The organism is Streptomyces sp. NBC_00996 (assembly GCF_045162675.1).
Classification (GTDB): domain Bacteria; phylum Actinomycetota; class Actinomycetes; order Streptomycetales; family Streptomycetaceae; genus Streptomyces.
The window spans coordinates 6594702-6612517 of sequence record NZ_CP108723.1 but is presented as its reverse complement, the minus strand read 5'-3'; the positions used below and the strand labels follow the sequence as shown (position 1 = coordinate 6612517).

Below are 17816 nucleotides of genomic sequence, written 5' to 3'. Positions count from 1 at the left end.
CCGTGGGCAGCAGCCGACCGCACCGTTACAGGCTGTGGGCAAACGCGAAAGCGGGCCCGCCCCGCAGGGGCGGACCCGCTCACCGCAAGGCAGAGCCTCAGGCGTCCTTGGACTCGTCGCCCTCGGTCGCGGCCGGAGCCGCGTCCTCGACGACCTCGGCCGGAGCCTCGGTCTTGGCCTCTGCGGCCGGAGCCTCGGCGTCCTTCGCGGCACGCTTGGTCGCCGCCTCGGCCTCACCGGTGGCCTGCTGGGCCACGGTCAGGGCCTCCACCAGCTCGATGACAGCCATGGGCGCGTTGTCGCCACGGCGGTTACCGATCTTGGTGATACGGGTGTAACCACCCGGGCGGTTCTCGTAGCGCGGGCCGATCTCGGTGAAGAGCGTGTGCACGATGCTCTTGTCCGTGATCACCGAGAGCACCTGACGGCGGTTGTGAAGGTCACCCTTCTTCGCCTTGGTGACCAGACGCTCCGCGTACGGGCGCAGGCGACGGGCCTTCGCCTCGGTGGTGGTGATGCGGCCGTGCTCGAAGAGCGACTTCGCGAGGTTCGCGAGGAGCAGCTTCTCGTGCGCGGCGCTGCCGCCCAGACGGGCACCCTTGGTGGGCTTCGGCATGGTGTTTCTCCTAGGTGTCTGCCCCGGCCGTATCAGGTACCGAGGTCAGTGTCCGAGCGGGCGATTGCCCGTCGGAGATCCGGGGCCCCGAAGGACCCCGGAGGACGGGAGCCGTCCCAGTACCGGGATCAGTACTGCTCGGTCTCCACGAAACCCGCGTCCGCGTCGTCGTCGGCGCCGAAGGCGTCGGCAGCGGCCGTCGGGTCGAATCCGGGCGGGCTGTCCTTCAGGGCCAGGCCCATGCCGGCCAGCTTCGCCTTGACCTCGTCGATGGACTTCGCACCGAAGTTGCGGATGTCCAGGAGGTCGGCCTCGGAGCGGGCGACGAGCTCACCCACGGAGTGGATGCCCTCACGCTTGAGGCAGTTGTAGGAGCGGACCGTGAGCTCCAGCTCCTCGATCGGCAGCGCGAGGTCGGCGGCAAGGGCGGCGTCCGTGGGGGACGGGCCCATGTCGATGCCCTCGGCGTCGATGTTCAGCTCGCGGGCCAGACCGAACAGCTCGACCAGGGTCTTACCGGCCGACGCCATGGCGTCACGCGGACGCATGGCCTGCTTGGTCTCGACGTCGACGATCAGCTTGTCGAAGTCGGTGCGCTGCTCGACACGGGTCGCCTCGACCTTGTACGTGACCTTCAGCACCGGCGAGTAGATCGAGTCGACCGGGATGCGCCCGATCTCCTGACCGACCTGCTTGTTCTGAACGGCGGAGACGTAGCCGCGACCGCGCTCGACGGTCAGCTCCATCTCCAGCTTGCCCTTGCCGTTGAGCGTGGCGAGGACGAGGTCGGGGTTGTGCACCTCGACACCGGCCGGGGGCGCGATGTCGGCGGCGGTCACGAGACCCGGGCCCTGCTTGCGCAGGTACATCACGACAGGCTCGTCGTGCTCCGAGGAGACGACCAGCTGCTTGATGTTGAGGATCAGGTCGGTGACGTCCTCCTTGACGCCCGGCACGGTGGTGAACTCGTGCAGGACACCGTCGATGCGGATGGACGTGACCGCCGCACCCGGGATCGAGGAGAGGAGCGTACGACGCAGGGAGTTGCCGAGGGTGTAGCCGAAGCCCGGCTCCAGCGGCTCGATCACGAACCGGGAGCGGAACTCGTCGACGACCTCTTCGGTCAACGAGGGACGCTGAGCGATCAGCATGTGTGGATCAGATCCTTCTTTCGTGGACGCCCGCTATTTGACGCCCGACGGAACCGCACGTTTCACAGTGCGGGTATTGCAAGGGTACGGGCGGCACCGCTCCGAAGAGCCGTACCGCCCGAAACCTCAAGACAACCGAGCCTCAGACGCGGCGGCGCTTGGGCGGACGGCAGCCGTTGTGCGGGGTGGGGGTGACGTCCTGGATGGAGCCGACCTCGAGGCCAGTGGCCTGGAGGGAGCGGATCGCGGTCTCGCGACCGGAGCCCGGGCCCTTCACGAAGACGTCAACCTTGCGCATGCCGTGCTCCTGCGCGCGGCGGGCGGCCGACTCGGCGGCCATCTGCGCGGCGAAGGGGGTGGACTTGCGCGAGCCCTTGAAGCCGACGTGGCCGGCGGAGGCCCAGGAGATCACGTTGCCCGAGGGGTCCGTGATCGAGACGATCGTGTTGTTGAACGTGCTCTTGATGTGAGCGTGCCCGTGAGCGACGTTCTTCTTTTCCTTGCGGCGTACCTTCTTGGCAGCGCCCTGACGACCCTTGGGGGGCATCTATTACTCCTACGGGGAGGTGGTCGGTCCTACAGCGAAGACCGCTTGTATGCGGCGCTCCGGGGCAGACCCGGAAAATCCGCAGCGTCCGCTGAGGACTACTTCTTGCCCGGCTTCTTCTTACCGGCGATGGCGCGACGCGGGCCCTTGCGGGTACGAGCGTTCGTGCTGGTGCGCTGACCGTGGACGGGCAGGCCACGGCGGTGGCGCAGACCCTGGTAGCAACCGATCTCGATCTTGCGGCGAATGTCGCCCTGGATCTCGCGACGGAGGTCACCCTCGGTCTTCAGGTTGGCGTCCACATACTCGCGGATCTTGACCAGCTCCTCCTCGGAGAGGTCACGAACGCGGGTGTTCGGGTTCACGCCGGTCTCGGCCAGCGTCTGCTGGGAAAGGGTCCGGCCGATGCCGAACACGTAGGTCAGGGCGACCTCCACACGCTTCTCGCGCGGGATGTCAACACCGGAAACGCGTGCCATTCAATGGCTCCAGTTGTCGTTCGGAGGTCTTCCGCAGAACCGGATCCCGCCCGCCGTCCTCTTCTCTTGCGAAGATCGAAGATTCGGTACGAACCGGGTCCCCGGCCTCCGACCGGGGGTGTCAGGCCTGATGAGACTCAGCCCTGGATTCTGCGTATGAACATGTACTGCTTGCGTCGCGCGAATATCTGCGGATGCAGAAGGTTCGGTCGTGCGTCAGCCCTGGCGCTGCTTGTGGCGCGGGTTTTCGCAGATGACCATGACCCGGCCGTGACGGCGGATCACCCTGCACTTGTCGCAGATCTTCTTGACGCTCGGCTTGACCTTCATTAGGTGAGGTTCTCCGGGTCAGTGCCACCCCCCGCGTCCCGGAACCGGGAGCACGGAGCAAAGGCAAGATCTACTTGTACCGGTAGACGATCCGGCCACGCGTCAGGTCGTACGGAGACAACTCCACCACGACCCGGTCGTCAGGGAGGATGCGGATGTAGTGCATACGCATCTTGCCGCTGATGTGTGCCAGGACCTGGTGGCCGTTCTGGAGCTCGACCTTGAACATGGCGTTCGGAAGAGACTCGACGACAGTGCCCTCGATCTCGATGGCACCTTGCTTCTTGGCCACGCTTCGCCCTTCGAATCGACTACCTTGATCGACTCCGCACGAGCGCATGCAGGCATGCGGGTGCACGAGAGCCGACGAGTCAGTCTACGTCAGAGCCCCCGGAAAGACGAATTCTCCCGGCCCCCTTCGCCTCTCATGACAATGCCCCACCCATCGACGCGGTATGCGCGATGGGCGGGGCGGGCTGTCCACCGGATCGGCTAGTTGTGCACCGTCACACAGGCCGTTCCGTTGGACGCCGTGCCGTCCACGAAGGCCTGGACGCAGACGTCCGTACCGTTCGGCCAGCTCTTGTTGATCGGCACCTTGTAGTAGGTCTGCCGAGTGCCGTATTCGGGCGGCCCCTTTACCCGTCCTTGATCAAATACGTACGTCAGTTCGCCAGCGGATCGGGGGCCGCGGTGACTCCGTACTCGGCGAGCTTCGCGCTGCCGCCGTCCGGAGCCGTCAGCACGAGCGGGCCCTGTTCGGTCAGGGCGACCGAGTGCTCCCAGTGGGAGGACCAGGTGCCGTCGGTCGTGATGACCGTCCAGTCGTCCTCGAGGACCTCGGTCTTCGGTGTGCCCAAGGACACCATCGGCTCGATGGCCAGGCAGATGCCGGGGACCAGCTTGGGACCCTTACCGCGCTTGCGCTCGACGTAGTTCAGCAGATGCGGGTCCATGTGCATCTCGGTGCCGATGCCGTGGCCGCCGTAGTCCTCGACGATCCCGTAGCGCCCGCCGCCGGGCTTCGGCTGACGGCGGATGTACGTCTCGATGGCACGGGAGACGTCGACAAGCCGGTTGCCCTGCTTCATCGCCGCGATGCCGGCCCACATCGACTCCTCGGTCACCCGGGAGAGCTCGATCAACTCCGGAGCGTGACCGGAGCCCACGAACGCCGTGTACGCCGCGTCCCCGTGCCAGCCGTCCACGATGGCGCCGCAGTCGATGGAGATGATGTCGCCGTCCTTCAGGACGACCTCGTCGCTCGGGATGCCGTGGACGACGACCTCGTTGGGCGAGGTGCAGATGGTCGCCGGGAAACCGCCGTACCCCAGGAAGTTCGACTTCGCCCCGTGCTCGGCGAGCACCTTGCGCGCGACCTCGTCCAGGTCCTTGGTCGTGGCACCGGGCACGGCCGCCTCACGCGTGGCCGCATGGATGGCGGCGACGACCAGCCCGGCCTCACGCATCTTGGCGATCTGCTCGGGGGTCTTGATCTGCACCATGGCGGCTGCGGCCTTTCTGGACCGGGGAGTACGGACTTCTCCAACGATACGGGGGACGGCACCGGCCCCGCGGCGCGAGGCGGACGAGCGGTCACGGGCGAGGGTGACAGGCACGGGCCGAGGGAACCGCCTCACACTTCGGCCGCGGCACCCTCCCGGGGTGCCGCGGCCGGAGCGACGTACAGCTACCGCTTACGCGGCCTGGCGCGACAGTGCTTCCATGGCGCGCGCCGTGACCTCTTCCACCTTGCCGAGCGCCGAGATCGTGACCACCAGGCCCTGGGCCTTGTAGTAGTCGATGATCGGCTCGGTCTGCGTGTGGTAGACCTCCAGGCGCTTGCGGACGGTCTCCTCGGAGTCGTCGTCGCGCTGGTACAGCTCGCCGCCGCAGACGTCGCAGACGCCCTCCTTCTTCGGCGCCTTGTAGGCGACGTGGAAGACGTGCGACGAGTCGTTGCGGCAGATGCGGCGGCCCGCGATACGCCGGACCACCTCGTCCTCGGGGACCTCCAGGTCCAGGACCGCGTCCAGCTTCATGCCCTCGGCCTGCAGCATCTCGTCGAGCGCCTCGGCCTGCGAGACGTTGCGCGGGAAGCCGTCGAGGAGGAAGCCGTTCTCCGCGTCGGGCTGCTCCATACGGTCCTGGGCCATCGCGATGGTGACCTCGTCCGGCACCAGTTCGCCCTTGTCCATGTAGGACTTCGCGAGTTTACCGAGTTCCGTCTGCCGGCTGATGTTGGCGCGGAACAGGTCGCCCGTGGAGATGTGCGGGATCGACAGGTTCTTGGCGAGGAACGCGGCCTGCGTTCCCTTGCCGGCACCGGGCGGCCCGACGAGGACGATTCGCATCAGCGGAGGAACCCTTCATAATTGCGCTGCTGGAGCTGGCTCTCGATCTGCTTCACCGTCTCAAGACCGACACCCACGATGATCAGGATGCTGGTCCCGCCGAACGGGAAGTTCTGGTTCGCGTTGAAGCCCACCAACGCCATTGTCGGTACGAGAGCGATCACACCCAGATACAGCGAACCCGGCCAGGTGATCCGGTTGAGTACGTAGCTCAGGTACTCAGCGGTCGGTCGGCCAGCCCGGATGCCCGGGATGAAGCCACCATACTTCTTCATATTGTCGGCGACTTCCTCGGGGTTGAAGGAGATCGCCACGTAGAAGAAGGCGAAGAAGACGATCAGCAGGAAGTACGTGACGATGTAGATCGGGTGATCGCCCTTGGTCAGGTTGTTGCTGACCCAGGTCTTCCAGCCGGAGTTGCCGCCCGCGAACTGGGCCACAAGGCTCGGGATGTAGAGCAGCGAAGAGGCGAAAATCACGGGGATGACACCGGCCTGATTGACCTTCAGCGGGATGTACGTGGACGTTCCGCCGTACGCCCGTCGGCCGATCATGCGCTTCGCGTACTGGACCGGGATCCGCCGCTGGGCCTGCTCGACGAACACGACCAGGCCGACCATGCACAGACCGACCGCGATCACCGTGCCGAACTCGATCCAGCCGTCGGCCAGCTTGCCCTGGAGCTTGACCGTCCACAGCGCGCTCGGGAAGGTCGCGGCGATCGAGATGAACATCAGGATCGACATGCCGTTGCCGATGCCGCGGTCCGTGATGAGCTCGCCCAGCCACATGACGACACAGGTACCGGCCGTCATCGTGATGACCATGGTCATGGTGGCGAAGATCGACTGGTCGGGCACGATCTGGTTCGCCACGGGGCAGCCCTGGAAGAGGGCGCCGCTGCGAGCGGTGGCCACCAGGCCGGTGCCCTGCAGAACGGCGAGGGCGACCGTCAGATAACGGGTGTACTGCGTGATCTTCGCCGTGCCGGCCTGCCCCTCCTTCTTGAGGGCTTCCAGTCGCGGGATGACCACGGTCAGCAGCTGGAGAATGATGCTCGCCGTGATGTACGGCATGATGCCGAGCGCGAAGACAGTGATCTGGAGCAGCGCGCCACCGCTGAACATATTGATCAGACTGAACAGGCCGCGGTTCGAGCTGGCCACATCCATACAGGTCTGGACAGACTTGTAGTCGACGCCTGGGATCGGGATGTGCGTACCGACCCGGAACACCACGATGATGGCGAGCGTGAAGAGCAGCTTCTTGCGCAGGTCGGGCGTCCTGAACGCCCGGGCGAACGCGGTGAGCACGGTGCCTCCTGCGACCCCCGCGCAAGTGCGTCAGAGGTGACGGTCTTGAGGTTCGACGGATAACTGACAGCTAACCAACAGTCAAATGCTGTCCGGAGTTCCCGTGAGGCACACCGGACGAAAATGTGCAGTGCAGGCCACCTTACCGGCGACACTGCCCCCCTTGGAACGACCAACCGGGGATGCCCCATTTGTGGGGCATCCCCGGTCGGGATCGCTCAAGTCATCGAGACGCCTGATGAGGTCAGACGAGCTCGGTGACGGTACCGCCGGCGGCGGTGATCTTCTCCTTGGCGGAGCCGGAGACGGCGTCGACCGTCACCTGCAGCGCCACGGAGATCTCGCCCTGGCCGAGGACCTTGACGAGGCTGTTCTTGCGAACGGCGCCCTTGGCGACGAGACCCTCGACGGTGACCTCGCCACCCTCCGGGTACAGCGCGCCCAGCTTGTCGAGGTTCACGACCTGGAACTCGGTCTTGAACGGGTTGCGGAAGCCCTTCAGCTTCGGAAGACGCATGTGGAGGGGCATCTGGCCACCCTCGAAGCGCTCCGGAACCTGGTAGCGGGCCTTCGTGCCCTTGGTACCACGACCGGCCGTCTTACCCTTCGACGCCTCACCACGACCCACACGGGTCTTGGCGGTCTTGGCGCCCGGGGCGGGACGGAGGTTGTGGATCTTGAGCGGGTTGTTCTCCGCCATGATCAGTCGACCTCCTCAACCGTCACGAGGTGGCGGACGGTGTGCACCATTCCGCGGAACTCGGGGCGGTCCTCCTTGACGACCACGTCGTTCAGGCGCTTGAGCCCGAGCGAACGCAGGGTGTCGCGGTGGTTCTGCTTGCTGCCGATGTACGACTTAACCTGCGTGATCTTGAGCTGAGCCATGATTACGCACCCGCTCCCGCACGTGCACGGAGCAGAGCCGCGGGGGCGACGTCCTCGAGGGGCAGACCACGGCGAGCCGCGATCTCCTCGGGACGCTGCAGACCCTTGAGGGCCGCCACGGTCGCGTGCACGATGTTGATCGCGTTGGACGAGCCGAGCGACTTCGACAGGATGTCGTGAACGCCGGCGCACTCGAGCACTGCACGCACCGGGCCACCGGCGATAACGCCGGTACCGGGGGAAGCAGGCTTGAGCAGGACGACGCCCGCGGCCTTCTCGCCCGTGATCGGGTGCGGGATGGTGCCCTGGATACGGGGGACCTTGAAGAAGTGCTTCTTGGCCTCCTCAACACCCTTGGCGATGGCGGCCGGCACCTCCTTGGCCTTGCCGTAACCGACACCCACGGTGCCGTCACCGTCGCCCACCACGACCAGCGCGGTGAAGCTGAAGCGACGACCACCCTTCACAACCTTGGCGACGCGGTTGATCGCGACAACGCGCTCAACGTACGCGGTCTTCTCGGCGGCAGCAGCGCCGCCGTCACGGCCCTTCCGGTCCCGCCGCTCGCCGCCACCGGCACCGCTTCCACGGCGCTGGGGTCCAGCCATTGGATTACCTCTCTCTGTTTCCGCTAGCTACGGAAGCGGCTCAGAACTTGAGTCCGGCTTCGCGGGCGGCGTCCGCCAGGGCGGCGATGCGCCCGGCGTACTGGTTGCCACCACGGTCGAATACGACAGCCTCGACACCGGCGGCCTTGGCGCGCTCGGCGACCAGGGCGCCGACCGACTTGGCCTGCGCGGACTTGTCGCCCTCGCCACCACGGATCGTGGTGTCCAGGGTCGACGCCGACGCCAGGGTGTGACCCTTAACGTCGTCGATGACCTGGGCCACGATGTGGCGGTTCGAGCGCGTCACGACCAGGCGCGGACGCTCAGCCGTACCCGAGATGTGCTTACGGATCCGGATGTGACGACGCTTGATGGCAGCACGCTTGTAAGCGTCGCCCTTAGCAATCTTGACACCGTATGCCATGGCTTACTTACCCGCCTTTCCGACCTTGCGGCGGATGACTTCGCCCTCGTACTTGACGCCCTTGGCCTTGTACGGGTCAGGCTTGCGCAGCTTGCGGATGTTGGCCGCAACCTCGCCGACCTTCTGCTTGTCGATGCCCTCGACCGAGAAACGGGTGGGGGCTTCCACCTTGAAGGTGATGCCCTCGGGGGCCTCGACGGTGATCGGGTGGCTGTAGCCGAGCGAGAACTCCAGGTTGGAGCCCTTCGCCAGGACTCGGTAACCGACACCGCTGATCTCGAGCTTCTTCACGTAACCCTGGGTCACGCCGGTGATCATGTTCGCCACCAGCGTGCGGGACAGGCCGTGGAGGGCCTTGTTCTGACGCTCGTCGTTCGGGCGGGTGACGCTCAGCACGCCGTCCTCGCCCTTAGCGATCTCGATCGGCGCCGCAACGGTGTGGGAGAGGGTGCCCTTGGGGCCCTTCACCTGCACCGTACGGCCGTCGATGGTGACGTCCACGCCGGCGGGAACCGTGATGGGGAGCTTGCCAATACGCGACATAGCTGTTTCCTCCGTTCCCTTCCGCTACCAGACGTAGGCGAGAACTTCTCCGCCTACGCCCTTCTTGCCGGCCTGCTTGTCGGTGAGGAGCCCGTGGGACGTGGAGATGATCGCCACGCCGAGGCCGCCGAGCACCTTCGGCAGGTTGGTGGACTTCGCGTAAACCCGGAGACCGGGCTTGGAGATCCGCTTGATGCCCGCGATGGAGCGCTCACGGTTCGGGCCGAACTTCAGCTCGAGGACGAGGTTCTTGCCGACCTCGGCGTCCTCGACCTTCCAGCCCGTGATGAAGCCCTCCTGCTGGAGGATCTCCGCGATGTGCGACTTGATCTTGCTGTGCGGCATCGACACCGAGTCGTGGTATGCCGAGTTCGCGTTACGCAGACGCGTAAGCATGTCTGCGATCGGATCAGTCATGGTCATGAATTGGCCTTCGGCCTCTCTCGCCGGGGTTTCCTGTATGCGCCATCCCTCTCCCCGCTCAGAGGCGGGACGGGTGCGGTGCGGGGACCTACGGCGTAGTAAGTCGTACGGGCGTCAGGCGCCCAACCCTCCTAGCCTAAGCCATGGAGGGGTGGGCCCCTGACAGTGCCCTTTGCTTACCGAGAGCCTCTGGAATCCCGAATTACCGGGATTACCAGGAGCTCTTGGTCACGCCCGGCAGCTCGCCACGGTGAGCCATCTCACGAAGGCAGACGCGGCACAGGCCGAACTTGCGGTACACGGAGTGCGGACGACCGCAGCGCTGGCAGCGCGTGTAGCCACGCACACCGAACTTGGGCTTACGAGCAGCCTTGGCAATCAGAGCCTTCTTCGCCATCTCGCTTACGCCTCCTTGAAGGGGAAGCCGAGGTGACGGAGAAGGGCACGGCCCTCAGCGTCGTTGGTCGCCGTGGTCACCACGGTGATGTCCATACCCCGGACGCGGTCGATCTTGTCCTGGTCGATCTCGTGGAACATGACCTGCTCCGTGAGACCGAAGGTGTAGTTGCCACGGCCGTCGAACTGCTTGGGGGACAGGCCGCGGAAGTCGCGGATGCGCGGCAGCGCGAGCGACAGGGTGCGGTCCAGGAACTCCCACATGCGGTCGCCACGGAGCGTGACGTGGGCACCGATCGGCTGACCCTCACGCAGCTTGAACTGCGCGATGGACTTGCGGGCCTTGGTGATGGCCGGCTTCTGACCGGTGATCGTGGTCAGGTCACGGACGGCACCGTCCATGAGCTTGGAGTCACGGGCGGCGTCGCCGACACCCATGTTGACCACGATCTTGACGAGGCCGGGAATCTGCATGACGTTCTCGTAGGAGAACTCCTCACGCAGCTTGCCCGCGATCTCCTCGCGGTACTTCGTCTTGAGACGCGGAGTGGTGGTGGTAGCCATCAGATGTCCTCACCCGTCCGCTTGGCAACGCGGATCTTGTTGCCCTCGTCGTCGAAGCGGTAACCGACACGCGTGACGACCTTGTTGCCGTCCTTCTCCACGACGAGCTGAACGTTGCTCACGTGAATCGGGGCCTCGGTCGTGACGATGCCGCCGGCCTGCGAACCGCTGGCGGTCGGGCCGGCCTTGGTGTGCTTCTTGACCCGGTTGACACCCTCGACCAGGACGCGCTCGTCGCGCGGGTAAGCGGCAATGACCTTGCCCTGCTTGCCCTTGTCCTTACCGGTGATGACCTGGACCAGGTCGCCCTTCTTGATCTTCATGCTTACAGCACCTCCGGCGCGAGCGAGATGATCTTCATGAACTTCTTCTCGCGCAGCTCACGGCCGACGGGGCCGAAGATACGGGTGCCGCGAGGGTCGCCGTCGTTCTTCAGAATGACGGCGGCGTTCTCGTCGAAGCGGATGTACGAGCCGTCCGGACGGCGGCGCTCCTTGACGGTGCGAACGATGACCGCCTTGACGACGTCACCCTTCTTCACGTTGCCACCGGGGATCGCGTCCTTGACGGTGGCGACGATGACGTCACCGATGCCCGCGTAGCGGCGACCGGAGCCACCGAGCACACGGATGCAAAGGATTTCCTTCGCACCAGTGTTGTCGGCGACACGCAGTCGCGACTCCTGCTGGATCACGTCTATCTCCTGATTGTCTGCCGGTTCCCGGGGCGGGGCCGTCCTTCACGACGGACCCCGCCCCGAGCCTGGCGGAACGAACCTGAGGGATACCCCTCAGGTAATTACTTGGCCTTCTCGAGGATCTCGACGATGCGCCAGCGCTTCGTCGAGGACAGCGGCCGGGTCTCCATCAGGAGGACGCGGTCGCCGACACCGGCGGCGTTCTGCTCGTCGTGGGCCTTGAGCTTGCTCGTACGGCGGATGACCTTGCCGTACAGGGCGTGCTTCACGCGGTCCTCGACGGCGACGACGACGGTCTTGTCCATCTTGTCGCTGACGACGAGACCCTCACGGGTCTTGCGGAAACCGCGCGCCTCGGTCTTCTGCTCAGTCACGTTGCTCTCGCTCATCAGGCGCTCTCCACCGTCTCGATGCCCAGCTCGCGCTCACGCATCAGGGTGTAGATCCGCGCGATGTCCTTACGGACGGCCTTGAGCCGACCGTGGTTCTCGAGCTGACCGGTCGCCGCCTGGAAGCGGAGGTTGAACAGCTCTTCCTTGGCTTCGCGAAGCTTCGCGAGAAGCTCCTCGTCACCCAGTTCGCGCAGCTCGGACGCCTTGGTACCGGCCGACATCACGCTTCACCTGCCTCGCGCTTGACGATCCGGCACTTCATCGGCAGCTTGTGGGCTGCGCGAGTCAGGGCCTCACGGGCGATCTTCTCGTTGGGGTAGGACAGCTCGAACATGACCCGGCCCGGGTGCACGTTCGCGACCCACCACTCGGGCGAACCCTTACCGGAACCCATGCGGGTCTCGGCGGGCTTCTTCGTCAGCGGGCGGTCCGGGTAGATGTTGATCCAGACCTTGCCGCCACGCTTGATGTGGCGGGTCATCGCGATACGAGCCGCCTCGATCTGGCGGTTGGTCACGTACGCCGGCGTGAGGGCCTGGATGCCGTACTCGCCGAACGCAACCGTCGTACCGCCCTTGGCCATGCCACGGCGCTTCGGGTGGTGCTGCTTGCGGTGCTTGACCCTACGGGGGATCAGCATGTCGGTCAGGCCTCCGTTCCGGTGCTCTCAGCCGGAGCGGCAGCGGCGGCGGGAGCCTCGGCCTTGGGGGCCTCGGCAGCCGGCGCGGACTGCTGCTGCGGCTTGCGGCCGCGACCGCCACGCTCGCCACCACGGCCACCACGGCCGGCCGGGCGGTCGGCACCGCCACGGGCCGGGCGGTTGCCGGCGCGGGCGGCGGCGTTCTCGGCGCGGACCTCGGCGATGTTCTTGACGTCGCCCTTGTAGATCCAGACCTTCACACCGATACGGCCGAAGGTCGTCTTGGCCTCGAAGAAGCCGTAGTCGACGTTCGCGCGGAGCGTGTGCAGGGGCACGCGGCCCTCGCGGTAGAACTCCGAGCGGGACATCTCGGCGCCGCCGAGACGGCCACCGCACTGGATCTTGATGCCCTTGGCGCCCGCCTTCATCGCCGACTGCATGCTCTTACGCATGGCGCGACGGAAGGAGACGCGGGAGGACAGCTGCTCGGCAACGGCCTGAGCAACCAGCTGAGCGTCGGTCTCGGGGTTCTTGACCTCGAGGATGTTCAGCTGGACCTGCTTGCCCGTCAGCTTCTCGAGGTCGCCGCGGATGCGGTCGGCCTCGGCGCCACGGCGGCCGATGACGATGCCGGGACGCGCGGTGTGGATGTCCACCCGCACGCGGTCACGGGTGCGCTCGATCTCAACCTTCGAGATACCGGCGCGCTCCATGCCGGACGTCATCATCCGACGGATGGCGACGTCTTCCTTGACGTAGTCCTTGTACAGCTTGTCGGCGTACCACCGGGACTTGAAGTCCGTGGTGACACCGAGCCGGAACCCATGCGGGTTAACCTTCTGGCCCATTACCGGGTTCCTTCCTTGCTGCTGACGACCACGGTGATGTGGCTGGTCCGCTTGCGGATCCGGTAGGCGCGGCCCTGGGCACGCGGACGGAACCGCTTCAGGGTCGGGCCCTCGTCGACGTAGGCCTCGGAGATGAAGAGGCTGTCGGCGTCGGTGTGGTCGTAGTTGTGCGCGGCGTTGGCAATGGCGCTGTCAAGCACCTTGCCGACCGGCACGCTCGCGGCCTGCGGGGCGAAACGCAGGACCGCCTGAGCCTCCGTGGCATCCATGCCACGGATAAGGTCCACCACGCGGCGGGCCTTCATGGGCGTAACGCGGATGTACCGCGCCTGGGCCCTGGCTTCCATGGTTGTCCTTCCAGTGTCTGTCATGGTCATTCCACCCCGCGTTAGCGGCGCTTCGACTTCCGGTCGTCCTTGACGTGACCCCGGAAGGTGCGCGTCGGCGAGAACTCGCCGAGCTTGTGGCCGACCATCGACTCGGTGACAAACACCGGAATGTGGGTCTTGCCGTTGTGCACCGCGATCGTGTGGCCGAGCATGGCCGGGATGATCATCGAGCGACGGGACCAGGTCTTGATGACGTTCTTGGTACCGGCTTCGTTCTGAGCGTCCACCTTCTTTACGAGGTGGCCGTCAACGAAGGGTCCCTTCTTGAGACTGCGCGGCATCTAAACCCGCTCCTAGCGCTTCTTGTTCGTCTTGCGGCGGCGGACGATGTACTTGTTCGAAGCCTTCTTCGGCGAACGAGTACGACCCTCCTTCTGACCCCACGGGGAGACCGGGTGGCGACCACCGGAGGTCTTGCCCTCACCACCACCGTGCGGGTGGTCAACCGGGTTCATCGCCACACCGCGGACGGTCGGGCGAACGCCCAGCCAGCGCTTGCGGCCGGCCTTACCCCAGTTGATGTTGCTCTGCTCGGCGTTGCCGACCTCGCCGACCGTGGCGCGGCAGCGCTGGTCGACCAGGCGGATCTCACCGGAAGGCATACGAAGGTGAGCCATCGTGCCCTCCTTCGCGAGCAGCTGCACCGAGGCACCGGCGGAGCGGGCGAACTTGGCACCGCCACCGGGACGGATCTCGATCGCGTGGATCGTGGTACCGACCGGGATGTTGCGGAGGGCCAGGTTGTTGCCCGGCTTGATGTCGGCCCCGGGACCGTTCTCGACGCGGTCACCCTGCGACAGGTTGCGCGGGGCGAGGATGTAGCGCTTCTCGCCGTCCGCGTAGTGCAGCAGCGCGATGCGCGCGGTGCGGTTGGGGTCGTACTCGATGTGCGCGACCTTCGCCGGCACGCCGTCCTTGTCGTGACGACGGAAGTCGATCACTCGGTAGGCGCGCTTGTGTCCGCCACCCTGGTGGCGAACGGTCACACGACCGGCGTTGTTACGGCCGCCCTTGCTGTGCAGCGGGCGGACCAGCGACTTCTCCGGCGTGGACCGCGTGACCTCGACGAAGTCGGCGACGCTGGAGCCACGACGGCCCGGCGTAGTCGGCTTGTACTTGCGGATTCCCATTTCTCAGTCCTCGTCCGATATTCGGACCAGGGCGCTCCGTTAGGAGGCCTGGCCGAAGATGTCGATACGGTCGCCCTCAGCGAGGGTCACGATGGCGCGCTTGGTGTCAGCACGCTTACCGAAACCGCTCTTGGTGCGCTTGCGCTTACCCTGACGGTTGATCGTGTTGACGCCGGTGACCTTGACCGAGAAGACCGCCTGGACGGCCTGCTTGATCTGGGTCTTGTTGGCGCCCGGCGCGACGACGAAGGTGTACTTGCCCTCGTCGAGCAGCGCGTAGCTCTTCTCGGAGACGACCGGCTTGAGGAGGACGTCACGGGGGTCCGTGAAGCTCTTGCTCACCGGCGTCTCGACGGTGTTCTTGCCCTCGGCCTCGTGACGCTTCGCCTTGGCGACGCGCGCGACCTTCTTGGCCTTGGCGGCCTTCGAGGCAATGCTCGGGTGACGCGTAGCCATCAGGCTTCGCTCCCTTCGGTGTCAGCGGCCTGGGGGCCAGACACGAAGGACTCGAAAGCGGCCTGGGTGAAGACCACGTCGTCCGAGACGAGAACGTCGTACGTGTTCAGCTGGCCCGGCTCCAGGATGTGGACCTGGGGCAGGTTGCGCGCGGAAAGCAGCGCGGCCTCGTCGGAGCGCTCGATGACCAGGAGCACGTTCTTGCGCTCCGAGATCTTGCCGAGCAGGCCCTTCGCGGCCTTGGTGGAGATCCCGCCGTCGACCACGCCGGTGACGACGTGGATGCGGTTGTTGCGGGCCCGGTCGGTGAGGGCGTGGCGCAGGGCCGCGGCCTTCATCTTCTTCGGGGTCCGCTGCGAGTAGTCACGCGGCACGGGACCGTGCACGACGCCACCGCCGGCGAACTGCGGCGCACGGGTCGAACCCTGACGGGCGCGGCCGGTGCCCTTCTGGCGGTAAGGCTTCTTGCCACCACCGCGGACCTCGCCACGACGCTTGACCTTGTGCGTGCCCTGACGGGCAGCGGCCAGCTGCGCAACGACGACCTGGTGAAGCAGCGGGATGCTGATCTTCTCGACGTCGAAGATCTCGGCCGGGAGCTCAACGGTCCCGGCGGTGTCGCCGGAGGGCGACAGAATGTCAATGGTGCTCATAGTCCTCAGGCCCCCTTGGCCGCGGTGCGGACCAGGACGAGGCCGCCGTTCGGACCAGGAACCGCGCCCTTGATAAGGAGCAGGCCCTTCTCCGCGTCAACGGCGTGAACGGTCAGGTTCTGGGTGGTGACCCGCTCGTTGCCCATGCGACCCGCCATGCGGAGGCCCTTGAACACACGGCCCGGGGTGGCGCAGCCACCGATGGAGCCGGGAGAGCGGTGCTTGCGCTGGGTGCCGTGTCCGGCGCCGAGGCCCTTGAAGTTGTGACGCTTCATGACACCGGCGAAGCCCTTGCCCTTGCTCTTGCCGGTCACGTCCACCTTGACGCCGGCCTCGAAGGTCTCGGCGGTGATCTCCTGGCCGAGGGTGTACTCGCTGGCGTCAGCGGTACGGATCTCGACGAGGTGACGACGGGGGGTGACGTCGGCCTTGGCGAAGTGGCCCTTGAGGGGCTTGTTCACCTTGCGCGGGTCGATCTCGCCGAAGGCGATCTGGACCGACTCGTAGCCGTCGGTGTCGTTCGTACGCACCTGGGTCACGACGTTGGGGCCGGCCTTGACGACGGTGACCGGAACAACACGGTTGTTCTCGTCCCACACCTGCGTCATGCCGAGCTTCTCGCCCAGGATGCCCTTGATCTGCTTAGCCATTCTCAGATCACCGATCCCTAGAGCTTGATCTCGATGTCGACACCGGCCGGGAGGTCGAGTCGCATCAGAGAGTCAACGGTCTTGGGCGTCGGGTCGAGGATGTCGATCAGGCGCTTGTGCGTGCGCATCTCGAAGTGCTCGCGCGAGTCCTTGTACTTGTGCGGCGACTTGATGACGCAGTACACGTTCTTCTCAGTGGGCAGCGGCACCGGGCCCGCGACCGACGCACCAGTGCGGGTCACCGTCTCGACGATCTTCTTCGCCGAGGAATCGATGACCTCGTGGTCGTAGGCCTTGAGCCGGATGCGGATCTTCTGTCCCGCCATGGCTACTCAGTAGTCCTTTGTCTCGTAAAACGCTCTGGTACCCGGGGGTCCGCGTCCCTTACCTCCGACCCACGCGGTCGGGCGTGTCGCGCTCCTGCTGACAGAGATATCCGTAGAGGATTTCCCTACCAAGGGACGCGGCTCAGCCCAAAAGACAACCGCAGGACCGGGGGCTGGACACCCACCGGGCGCCTGGCCGGCACCCCGCTGACACTTCCCGGAAGATTCCCGTACGTCCGCCCCAGCGCTGCCTCTCGACAGATCGGGCGACGAGTACTGTGGGACTCGCTTCCAGTCCTCCCGGCGGGAGGCGCGCAGCATCGGCACTCGACCGAGCAACCCCGCTAGTCTGCCATACGGGGCGGGGGGCTGGCCAATCGGAGCCGAGAATCGTACCCGGTGAGTGACGGACGTCAAACCCGCCACCTGCGCCGGGCGCGCAGGGTCACCCCGCGTCGCGGCCTTGGGAGGCGCGCTCCCTGCGTCGGCGCAGCGGTTCCGCGAGCCCGCAGACCTCGACCATCGCTCTGGCGACGGCGGTGACCACGGAAGCCTTGAAGAAGTCGCCGATCATGTAGTGGAAGTCGCGGAACTCTATCGCGCAGATCAGACCGAGCGCACCGCAGTAGAGCGCGGCCCAGAATCCTCGCCACCTGCGCATCGGGTAAAAGGTCAGCGGCACGAAAGGCCACACGTAGGAAGTGGCTATGAGTGCCACCGCCAGCGCGACAACAACGGCAGTCACAACTCTTCAGCCCTTCGGTTCACCAGGTGCCGGTTTCAACGAGGACCCAGACCGTTACGAGTGCGGCGGGAAGGAATATGAGACCGCTCGCGAAGACGAGTCCCATTTTCCACGATGTCCTGTCGGCGATTTTCACGCACAGCAGGGTCGTGGGAGTCAGGTACAAGAACAGCGGGACGAATATGAATATGAACCCTGCTCCCATGGCGCATCCCTCTGTCTCACCCGGACCGGGGGCCGAGCCGTCGCTCGACCCC

General features: G+C 65.8%; 32 protein-coding genes. All 32 read right to left on the bottom strand.

Annotated elements, in window-relative coordinates; genetic code table 11:
• Positions 1 to 97 precede the first annotated feature (97 nt).
• On the bottom strand, positions 98 to 616 hold the full coding sequence (rplQ, locus tag OG390_RS31250; RefSeq protein WP_406172743.1) for a 50S ribosomal protein L17: 519 nt from the start codon (positions 614 to 616) through the stop codon (positions 98 to 100).
• Positions 617 to 744: 128 nt separating this feature from the next.
• Positions 745 to 1767 carry a DNA-directed RNA polymerase subunit alpha gene (locus OG390_RS31245; protein WP_003966937.1) on the bottom strand — a complete coding sequence of 341 codons (1023 nt, stop codon included), beginning with the start codon at positions 1765 to 1767 and terminating at the stop codon, positions 745 to 747.
• Positions 1768 to 1909: 142 nt separating this feature from the next.
• Positions 1910 to 2314: a 30S ribosomal protein S11 gene (gene rpsK, locus OG390_RS31240; RefSeq protein ID WP_003956432.1), complete on the bottom strand. Its 405-nt coding sequence runs from the start codon at positions 2312 to 2314 to the stop codon at positions 1910 to 1912.
• Between the two features lie 98 nt (positions 2315 to 2412).
• The gene (gene rpsM, locus OG390_RS31235; RefSeq protein WP_406172742.1) at positions 2413 to 2793 is read right to left on the bottom strand and encodes a 30S ribosomal protein S13; all 381 of its coding nucleotides are present in this window, start codon (positions 2791 to 2793) and stop codon (positions 2413 to 2415) included.
• Positions 2794 to 3009: 216 nt separating this feature from the next.
• Positions 3010 to 3123: a 50S ribosomal protein L36 gene (gene rpmJ / locus OG390_RS31230; protein WP_003998809.1), complete on the bottom strand. Its 114-nt coding sequence runs from the start codon at positions 3121 to 3123 to the stop codon at positions 3010 to 3012.
• 70 nt (positions 3124 to 3193) lie between these two features.
• Positions 3194 to 3415, bottom strand: coding sequence for a translation initiation factor IF-1 (gene infA, locus OG390_RS31225; RefSeq protein ID WP_003948620.1), 222 nt, complete (start codon positions 3413 to 3415; stop codon positions 3194 to 3196).
• 373 nt (positions 3416 to 3788) lie between these two features.
• A complete protein-coding gene (gene map, locus OG390_RS31220) occupies positions 3789 to 4628 on the bottom strand; it encodes a type I methionyl aminopeptidase (RefSeq protein ID WP_406172741.1) in 840 nt (279 codons plus the stop codon).
• 192 nt (positions 4629 to 4820) lie between these two features.
• Positions 4821 to 5477, bottom strand: coding sequence for an adenylate kinase (locus OG390_RS31215; protein ID WP_406172740.1), 657 nt, complete (start codon positions 5475 to 5477; stop codon positions 4821 to 4823).
• Positions 5477 to 6790, bottom strand: coding sequence for a preprotein translocase subunit SecY (gene secY / locus OG390_RS31210; RefSeq protein WP_406172739.1), 1314 nt, complete (start codon positions 6788 to 6790; stop codon positions 5477 to 5479). The genes OG390_RS31215 and secY overlap by 1 nt, the downstream gene beginning before the upstream one ends.
• A gap of 244 nt (positions 6791 to 7034) precedes the next feature.
• Positions 7035 to 7490 (bottom strand): 50S ribosomal protein L15, encoded by a 456-nt coding sequence (gene rplO, locus OG390_RS31205; protein ID WP_189190330.1) that lies wholly within the window; start codon positions 7488 to 7490, stop codon positions 7035 to 7037.
• Between the two features lie 2 nt (positions 7491 to 7492).
• Positions 7493 to 7675, bottom strand: a complete 183-nt coding sequence (rpmD, locus tag OG390_RS31200) for a 50S ribosomal protein L30 (protein ID WP_037747988.1) — start codon at positions 7673 to 7675, stop codon at positions 7493 to 7495.
• Between the two features lie 2 nt (positions 7676 to 7677).
• The gene (gene rpsE / locus OG390_RS31195; RefSeq protein WP_006376045.1) at positions 7678 to 8283 is read right to left on the bottom strand and encodes a 30S ribosomal protein S5; all 606 of its coding nucleotides are present in this window, start codon (positions 8281 to 8283) and stop codon (positions 7678 to 7680) included.
• Between the two features lie 40 nt (positions 8284 to 8323).
• Entirely contained in the window at positions 8324 to 8707 is a 384-nt protein-coding gene (gene rplR, locus OG390_RS31190; protein ID WP_103549188.1) for a 50S ribosomal protein L18, read from the bottom strand.
• Between the two features lie 3 nt (positions 8708 to 8710).
• Positions 8711 to 9250, bottom strand: coding sequence for a 50S ribosomal protein L6 (gene rplF, locus OG390_RS31185; protein WP_406172738.1), 540 nt, complete (start codon positions 9248 to 9250; stop codon positions 8711 to 8713).
• Between the two features lie 24 nt (positions 9251 to 9274).
• A complete protein-coding gene (gene rpsH / locus OG390_RS31180) occupies positions 9275 to 9673 on the bottom strand; it encodes a 30S ribosomal protein S8 (protein ID WP_014674378.1) in 399 nt (132 codons plus the stop codon).
• Positions 9674 to 9884: 211 nt separating this feature from the next.
• Positions 9885 to 10070: a type Z 30S ribosomal protein S14 gene (locus OG390_RS31175; RefSeq protein ID WP_003948630.1), complete on the bottom strand. Its 186-nt coding sequence runs from the start codon at positions 10068 to 10070 to the stop codon at positions 9885 to 9887.
• A gap of 5 nt (positions 10071 to 10075) precedes the next feature.
• Complete coding sequence (gene rplE / locus OG390_RS31170) at positions 10076 to 10633, bottom strand: 50S ribosomal protein L5 (protein WP_020132628.1); 558 nt, start codon at positions 10631 to 10633, stop codon at positions 10076 to 10078.
• Entirely contained in the window at positions 10633 to 10956 is a 324-nt protein-coding gene (gene rplX / locus OG390_RS31165) for a 50S ribosomal protein L24 (RefSeq protein ID WP_018543913.1), read from the bottom strand. Before rplX ends, rplE begins: the two co-directional genes overlap by 1 nt.
• A gap of 2 nt (positions 10957 to 10958) precedes the next feature.
• Positions 10959 to 11327: a 50S ribosomal protein L14 gene (gene rplN / locus OG390_RS31160; protein WP_003998823.1), complete on the bottom strand. Its 369-nt coding sequence runs from the start codon at positions 11325 to 11327 to the stop codon at positions 10959 to 10961.
• A 104-nt stretch (positions 11328 to 11431) separates the two neighbouring features.
• Positions 11432 to 11719: a 30S ribosomal protein S17 gene (gene rpsQ / locus OG390_RS31155; RefSeq protein WP_099500628.1), complete on the bottom strand. Its 288-nt coding sequence runs from the start codon at positions 11717 to 11719 to the stop codon at positions 11432 to 11434.
• Positions 11719 to 11943, bottom strand: a complete 225-nt coding sequence (gene rpmC / locus OG390_RS31150) for a 50S ribosomal protein L29 (protein WP_003998824.1) — start codon at positions 11941 to 11943, stop codon at positions 11719 to 11721. Before rpmC ends, rpsQ begins: the two co-directional genes overlap by 1 nt.
• The gene (gene rplP, locus OG390_RS31145) at positions 11943 to 12362 is read right to left on the bottom strand and encodes a 50S ribosomal protein L16 (protein ID WP_189190333.1); all 420 of its coding nucleotides are present in this window, start codon (positions 12360 to 12362) and stop codon (positions 11943 to 11945) included. The genes rpmC and rplP overlap by 1 nt, the downstream gene beginning before the upstream one ends.
• A gap of 5 nt (positions 12363 to 12367) precedes the next feature.
• Positions 12368 to 13210 (bottom strand): 30S ribosomal protein S3, encoded by an 843-nt coding sequence (rpsC, locus tag OG390_RS31140; protein ID WP_189190334.1) that lies wholly within the window; start codon positions 13208 to 13210, stop codon positions 12368 to 12370.
• Entirely contained in the window at positions 13210 to 13557 is a 348-nt protein-coding gene (gene rplV, locus OG390_RS31135) for a 50S ribosomal protein L22 (RefSeq protein WP_003974262.1), read from the bottom strand. Before rplV ends, rpsC begins: the two co-directional genes overlap by 1 nt.
• 41 nt (positions 13558 to 13598) lie before the next feature.
• Positions 13599 to 13880 carry a 30S ribosomal protein S19 gene (gene rpsS, locus OG390_RS31130; RefSeq protein ID WP_015035577.1) on the bottom strand — a complete coding sequence of 94 codons (282 nt, stop codon included), beginning with the start codon at positions 13878 to 13880 and terminating at the stop codon, positions 13599 to 13601.
• A gap of 12 nt (positions 13881 to 13892) precedes the next feature.
• Entirely contained in the window at positions 13893 to 14729 is an 837-nt protein-coding gene (gene rplB / locus OG390_RS31125) for a 50S ribosomal protein L2 (protein ID WP_020132633.1), read from the bottom strand.
• Between the two features lie 39 nt (positions 14730 to 14768).
• The gene (gene rplW, locus OG390_RS31120; protein WP_406172737.1) at positions 14769 to 15185 is read right to left on the bottom strand and encodes a 50S ribosomal protein L23; all 417 of its coding nucleotides are present in this window, start codon (positions 15183 to 15185) and stop codon (positions 14769 to 14771) included.
• A complete protein-coding gene (gene rplD, locus OG390_RS31115) occupies positions 15185 to 15838 on the bottom strand; it encodes a 50S ribosomal protein L4 (protein WP_095936044.1) in 654 nt (217 codons plus the stop codon). The genes rplW and rplD overlap by 1 nt, the downstream gene beginning before the upstream one ends.
• A gap of 5 nt (positions 15839 to 15843) precedes the next feature.
• The gene (gene rplC / locus OG390_RS31110; RefSeq protein ID WP_355782961.1) at positions 15844 to 16488 is read right to left on the bottom strand and encodes a 50S ribosomal protein L3; all 645 of its coding nucleotides are present in this window, start codon (positions 16486 to 16488) and stop codon (positions 15844 to 15846) included.
• A 17-nt stretch (positions 16489 to 16505) separates the two neighbouring features.
• Positions 16506 to 16814 carry a 30S ribosomal protein S10 gene (gene rpsJ, locus OG390_RS31105; protein ID WP_003948644.1) on the bottom strand — a complete coding sequence of 103 codons (309 nt, stop codon included), beginning with the start codon at positions 16812 to 16814 and terminating at the stop codon, positions 16506 to 16508.
• Positions 16815 to 17259: 445 nt separating this feature from the next.
• A complete protein-coding gene (locus OG390_RS31100; protein WP_406172736.1) occupies positions 17260 to 17475 on the bottom strand; it encodes a hypothetical protein in 216 nt (71 codons plus the stop codon).
• 103 nt (positions 17476 to 17578) lie between these two features.
• Positions 17579 to 17764, bottom strand: coding sequence for a hypothetical protein (locus OG390_RS31095; RefSeq protein ID WP_406172735.1), 186 nt, complete (start codon positions 17762 to 17764; stop codon positions 17579 to 17581).
• Positions 17765 to 17816 lie beyond the last annotated feature (52 nt).

Excerpts from the sequence above, each read along its gene's own strand:
- rplQ (WP_406172743.1), bottom strand. The coding sequence starts at position 616 with ATGCCGAAGCCCACCAAGGGTGCCCGTCTGGGCGGCAGCGCCGCGCAC.
- OG390_RS31245 (WP_003966937.1), bottom strand. The coding sequence starts at position 1,767 with ATGCTGATCGCTCAGCGTCCCTCGTTGACCGAAGAGGTCGTCGACGAG.
- rpsK (WP_003956432.1), bottom strand. The coding sequence starts at position 2,314 with ATGCCCCCCAAGGGTCGTCAGGGCGCTGCCAAGAAGGTACGCCGCAAG.
- rpsM (WP_406172742.1), bottom strand. The coding sequence starts at position 2,793 with ATGGCACGCGTTTCCGGTGTTGACATCCCGCGCGAGAAGCGTGTGGAG.
- rpmJ (WP_003998809.1), bottom strand. The coding sequence starts at position 3,123 with ATGAAGGTCAAGCCGAGCGTCAAGAAGATCTGCGACAAGTGCAGGGTG.
- map (WP_406172741.1), bottom strand. The coding sequence starts at position 4,628 with ATGGTGCAGATCAAGACCCCCGAGCAGATCGCCAAGATGCGTGAGGCC.
- OG390_RS31215 (WP_406172740.1), bottom strand. The coding sequence starts at position 5,477 with ATGCGAATCGTCCTCGTCGGGCCGCCCGGTGCCGGCAAGGGAACGCAG.
- rplO (WP_189190330.1), bottom strand. The coding sequence starts at position 7,490 with ATGGCGGAGAACAACCCGCTCAAGATCCACAACCTCCGTCCCGCCCCG.
- rpmD (WP_037747988.1), bottom strand. The coding sequence starts at position 7,675 with ATGGCTCAGCTCAAGATCACGCAGGTTAAGTCGTACATCGGCAGCAAG.
- rpsE (WP_006376045.1), bottom strand. The coding sequence starts at position 8,283 with ATGGCTGGACCCCAGCGCCGTGGAAGCGGTGCCGGTGGCGGCGAGCGG.
- rplR (WP_103549188.1), bottom strand. The coding sequence starts at position 8,707 with ATGGCATACGGTGTCAAGATTGCTAAGGGCGACGCTTACAAGCGTGCT.
- rplF (WP_406172738.1), bottom strand. The coding sequence starts at position 9,250 with ATGTCGCGTATTGGCAAGCTCCCCATCACGGTTCCCGCCGGCGTGGAC.
- rpsH (WP_014674378.1), bottom strand. The coding sequence starts at position 9,673 with ATGACCATGACTGATCCGATCGCAGACATGCTTACGCGTCTGCGTAAC.
- OG390_RS31175 (WP_003948630.1), bottom strand. The coding sequence starts at position 10,070 with ATGGCGAAGAAGGCTCTGATTGCCAAGGCTGCTCGTAAGCCCAAGTTC.
- rplE (WP_020132628.1), bottom strand. The coding sequence starts at position 10,633 with ATGGCTACCACCACCACTCCGCGTCTCAAGACGAAGTACCGCGAGGAG.
- rplX (WP_018543913.1), bottom strand. The coding sequence starts at position 10,956 with ATGAAGATCAAGAAGGGCGACCTGGTCCAGGTCATCACCGGTAAGGAC.
- rpsQ (WP_099500628.1), bottom strand. The coding sequence starts at position 11,719 with ATGAGCGAGAGCAACGTGACTGAGCAGAAGACCGAGGCGCGCGGTTTC.
- rpmC (WP_003998824.1), bottom strand. The coding sequence starts at position 11,943 with ATGTCGGCCGGTACCAAGGCGTCCGAGCTGCGCGAACTGGGTGACGAG.
- rplP (WP_189190333.1), bottom strand. The coding sequence starts at position 12,362 with ATGCTGATCCCCCGTAGGGTCAAGCACCGCAAGCAGCACCACCCGAAG.
- rpsC (WP_189190334.1), bottom strand. The coding sequence starts at position 13,210 with ATGGGCCAGAAGGTTAACCCGCATGGGTTCCGGCTCGGTGTCACCACG.
- rplV (WP_003974262.1), bottom strand. The coding sequence starts at position 13,557 with ATGGAAGCCAGGGCCCAGGCGCGGTACATCCGCGTTACGCCCATGAAG.
- rpsS (WP_015035577.1), bottom strand. The coding sequence starts at position 13,880 with ATGCCGCGCAGTCTCAAGAAGGGACCCTTCGTTGACGGCCACCTCGTA.
- rplB (WP_020132633.1), bottom strand. The coding sequence starts at position 14,729 with ATGGGAATCCGCAAGTACAAGCCGACTACGCCGGGCCGTCGTGGCTCC.
- rplW (WP_406172737.1), bottom strand. The coding sequence starts at position 15,185 with ATGGCTACGCGTCACCCGAGCATTGCCTCGAAGGCCGCCAAGGCCAAG.
- rplD (WP_095936044.1), bottom strand. The coding sequence starts at position 15,838 with ATGAGCACCATTGACATTCTGTCGCCCTCCGGCGACACCGCCGGGACC.
- rplC (WP_355782961.1), bottom strand. The coding sequence starts at position 16,488 with ATGGCTAAGCAGATCAAGGGCATCCTGGGCGAGAAGCTCGGCATGACG.
- rpsJ (WP_003948644.1), bottom strand. The coding sequence starts at position 16,814 with ATGGCGGGACAGAAGATCCGCATCCGGCTCAAGGCCTACGACCACGAG.
- OG390_RS31100 (WP_406172736.1), bottom strand. The coding sequence starts at position 17,475 with ATGCGCAGGTGGCGAGGATTCTGGGCCGCGCTCTACTGCGGTGCGCTC.
- OG390_RS31095 (WP_406172735.1), bottom strand. The coding sequence starts at position 17,764 with ATGGGAGCAGGGTTCATATTCATATTCGTCCCGCTGTTCTTGTACCTG.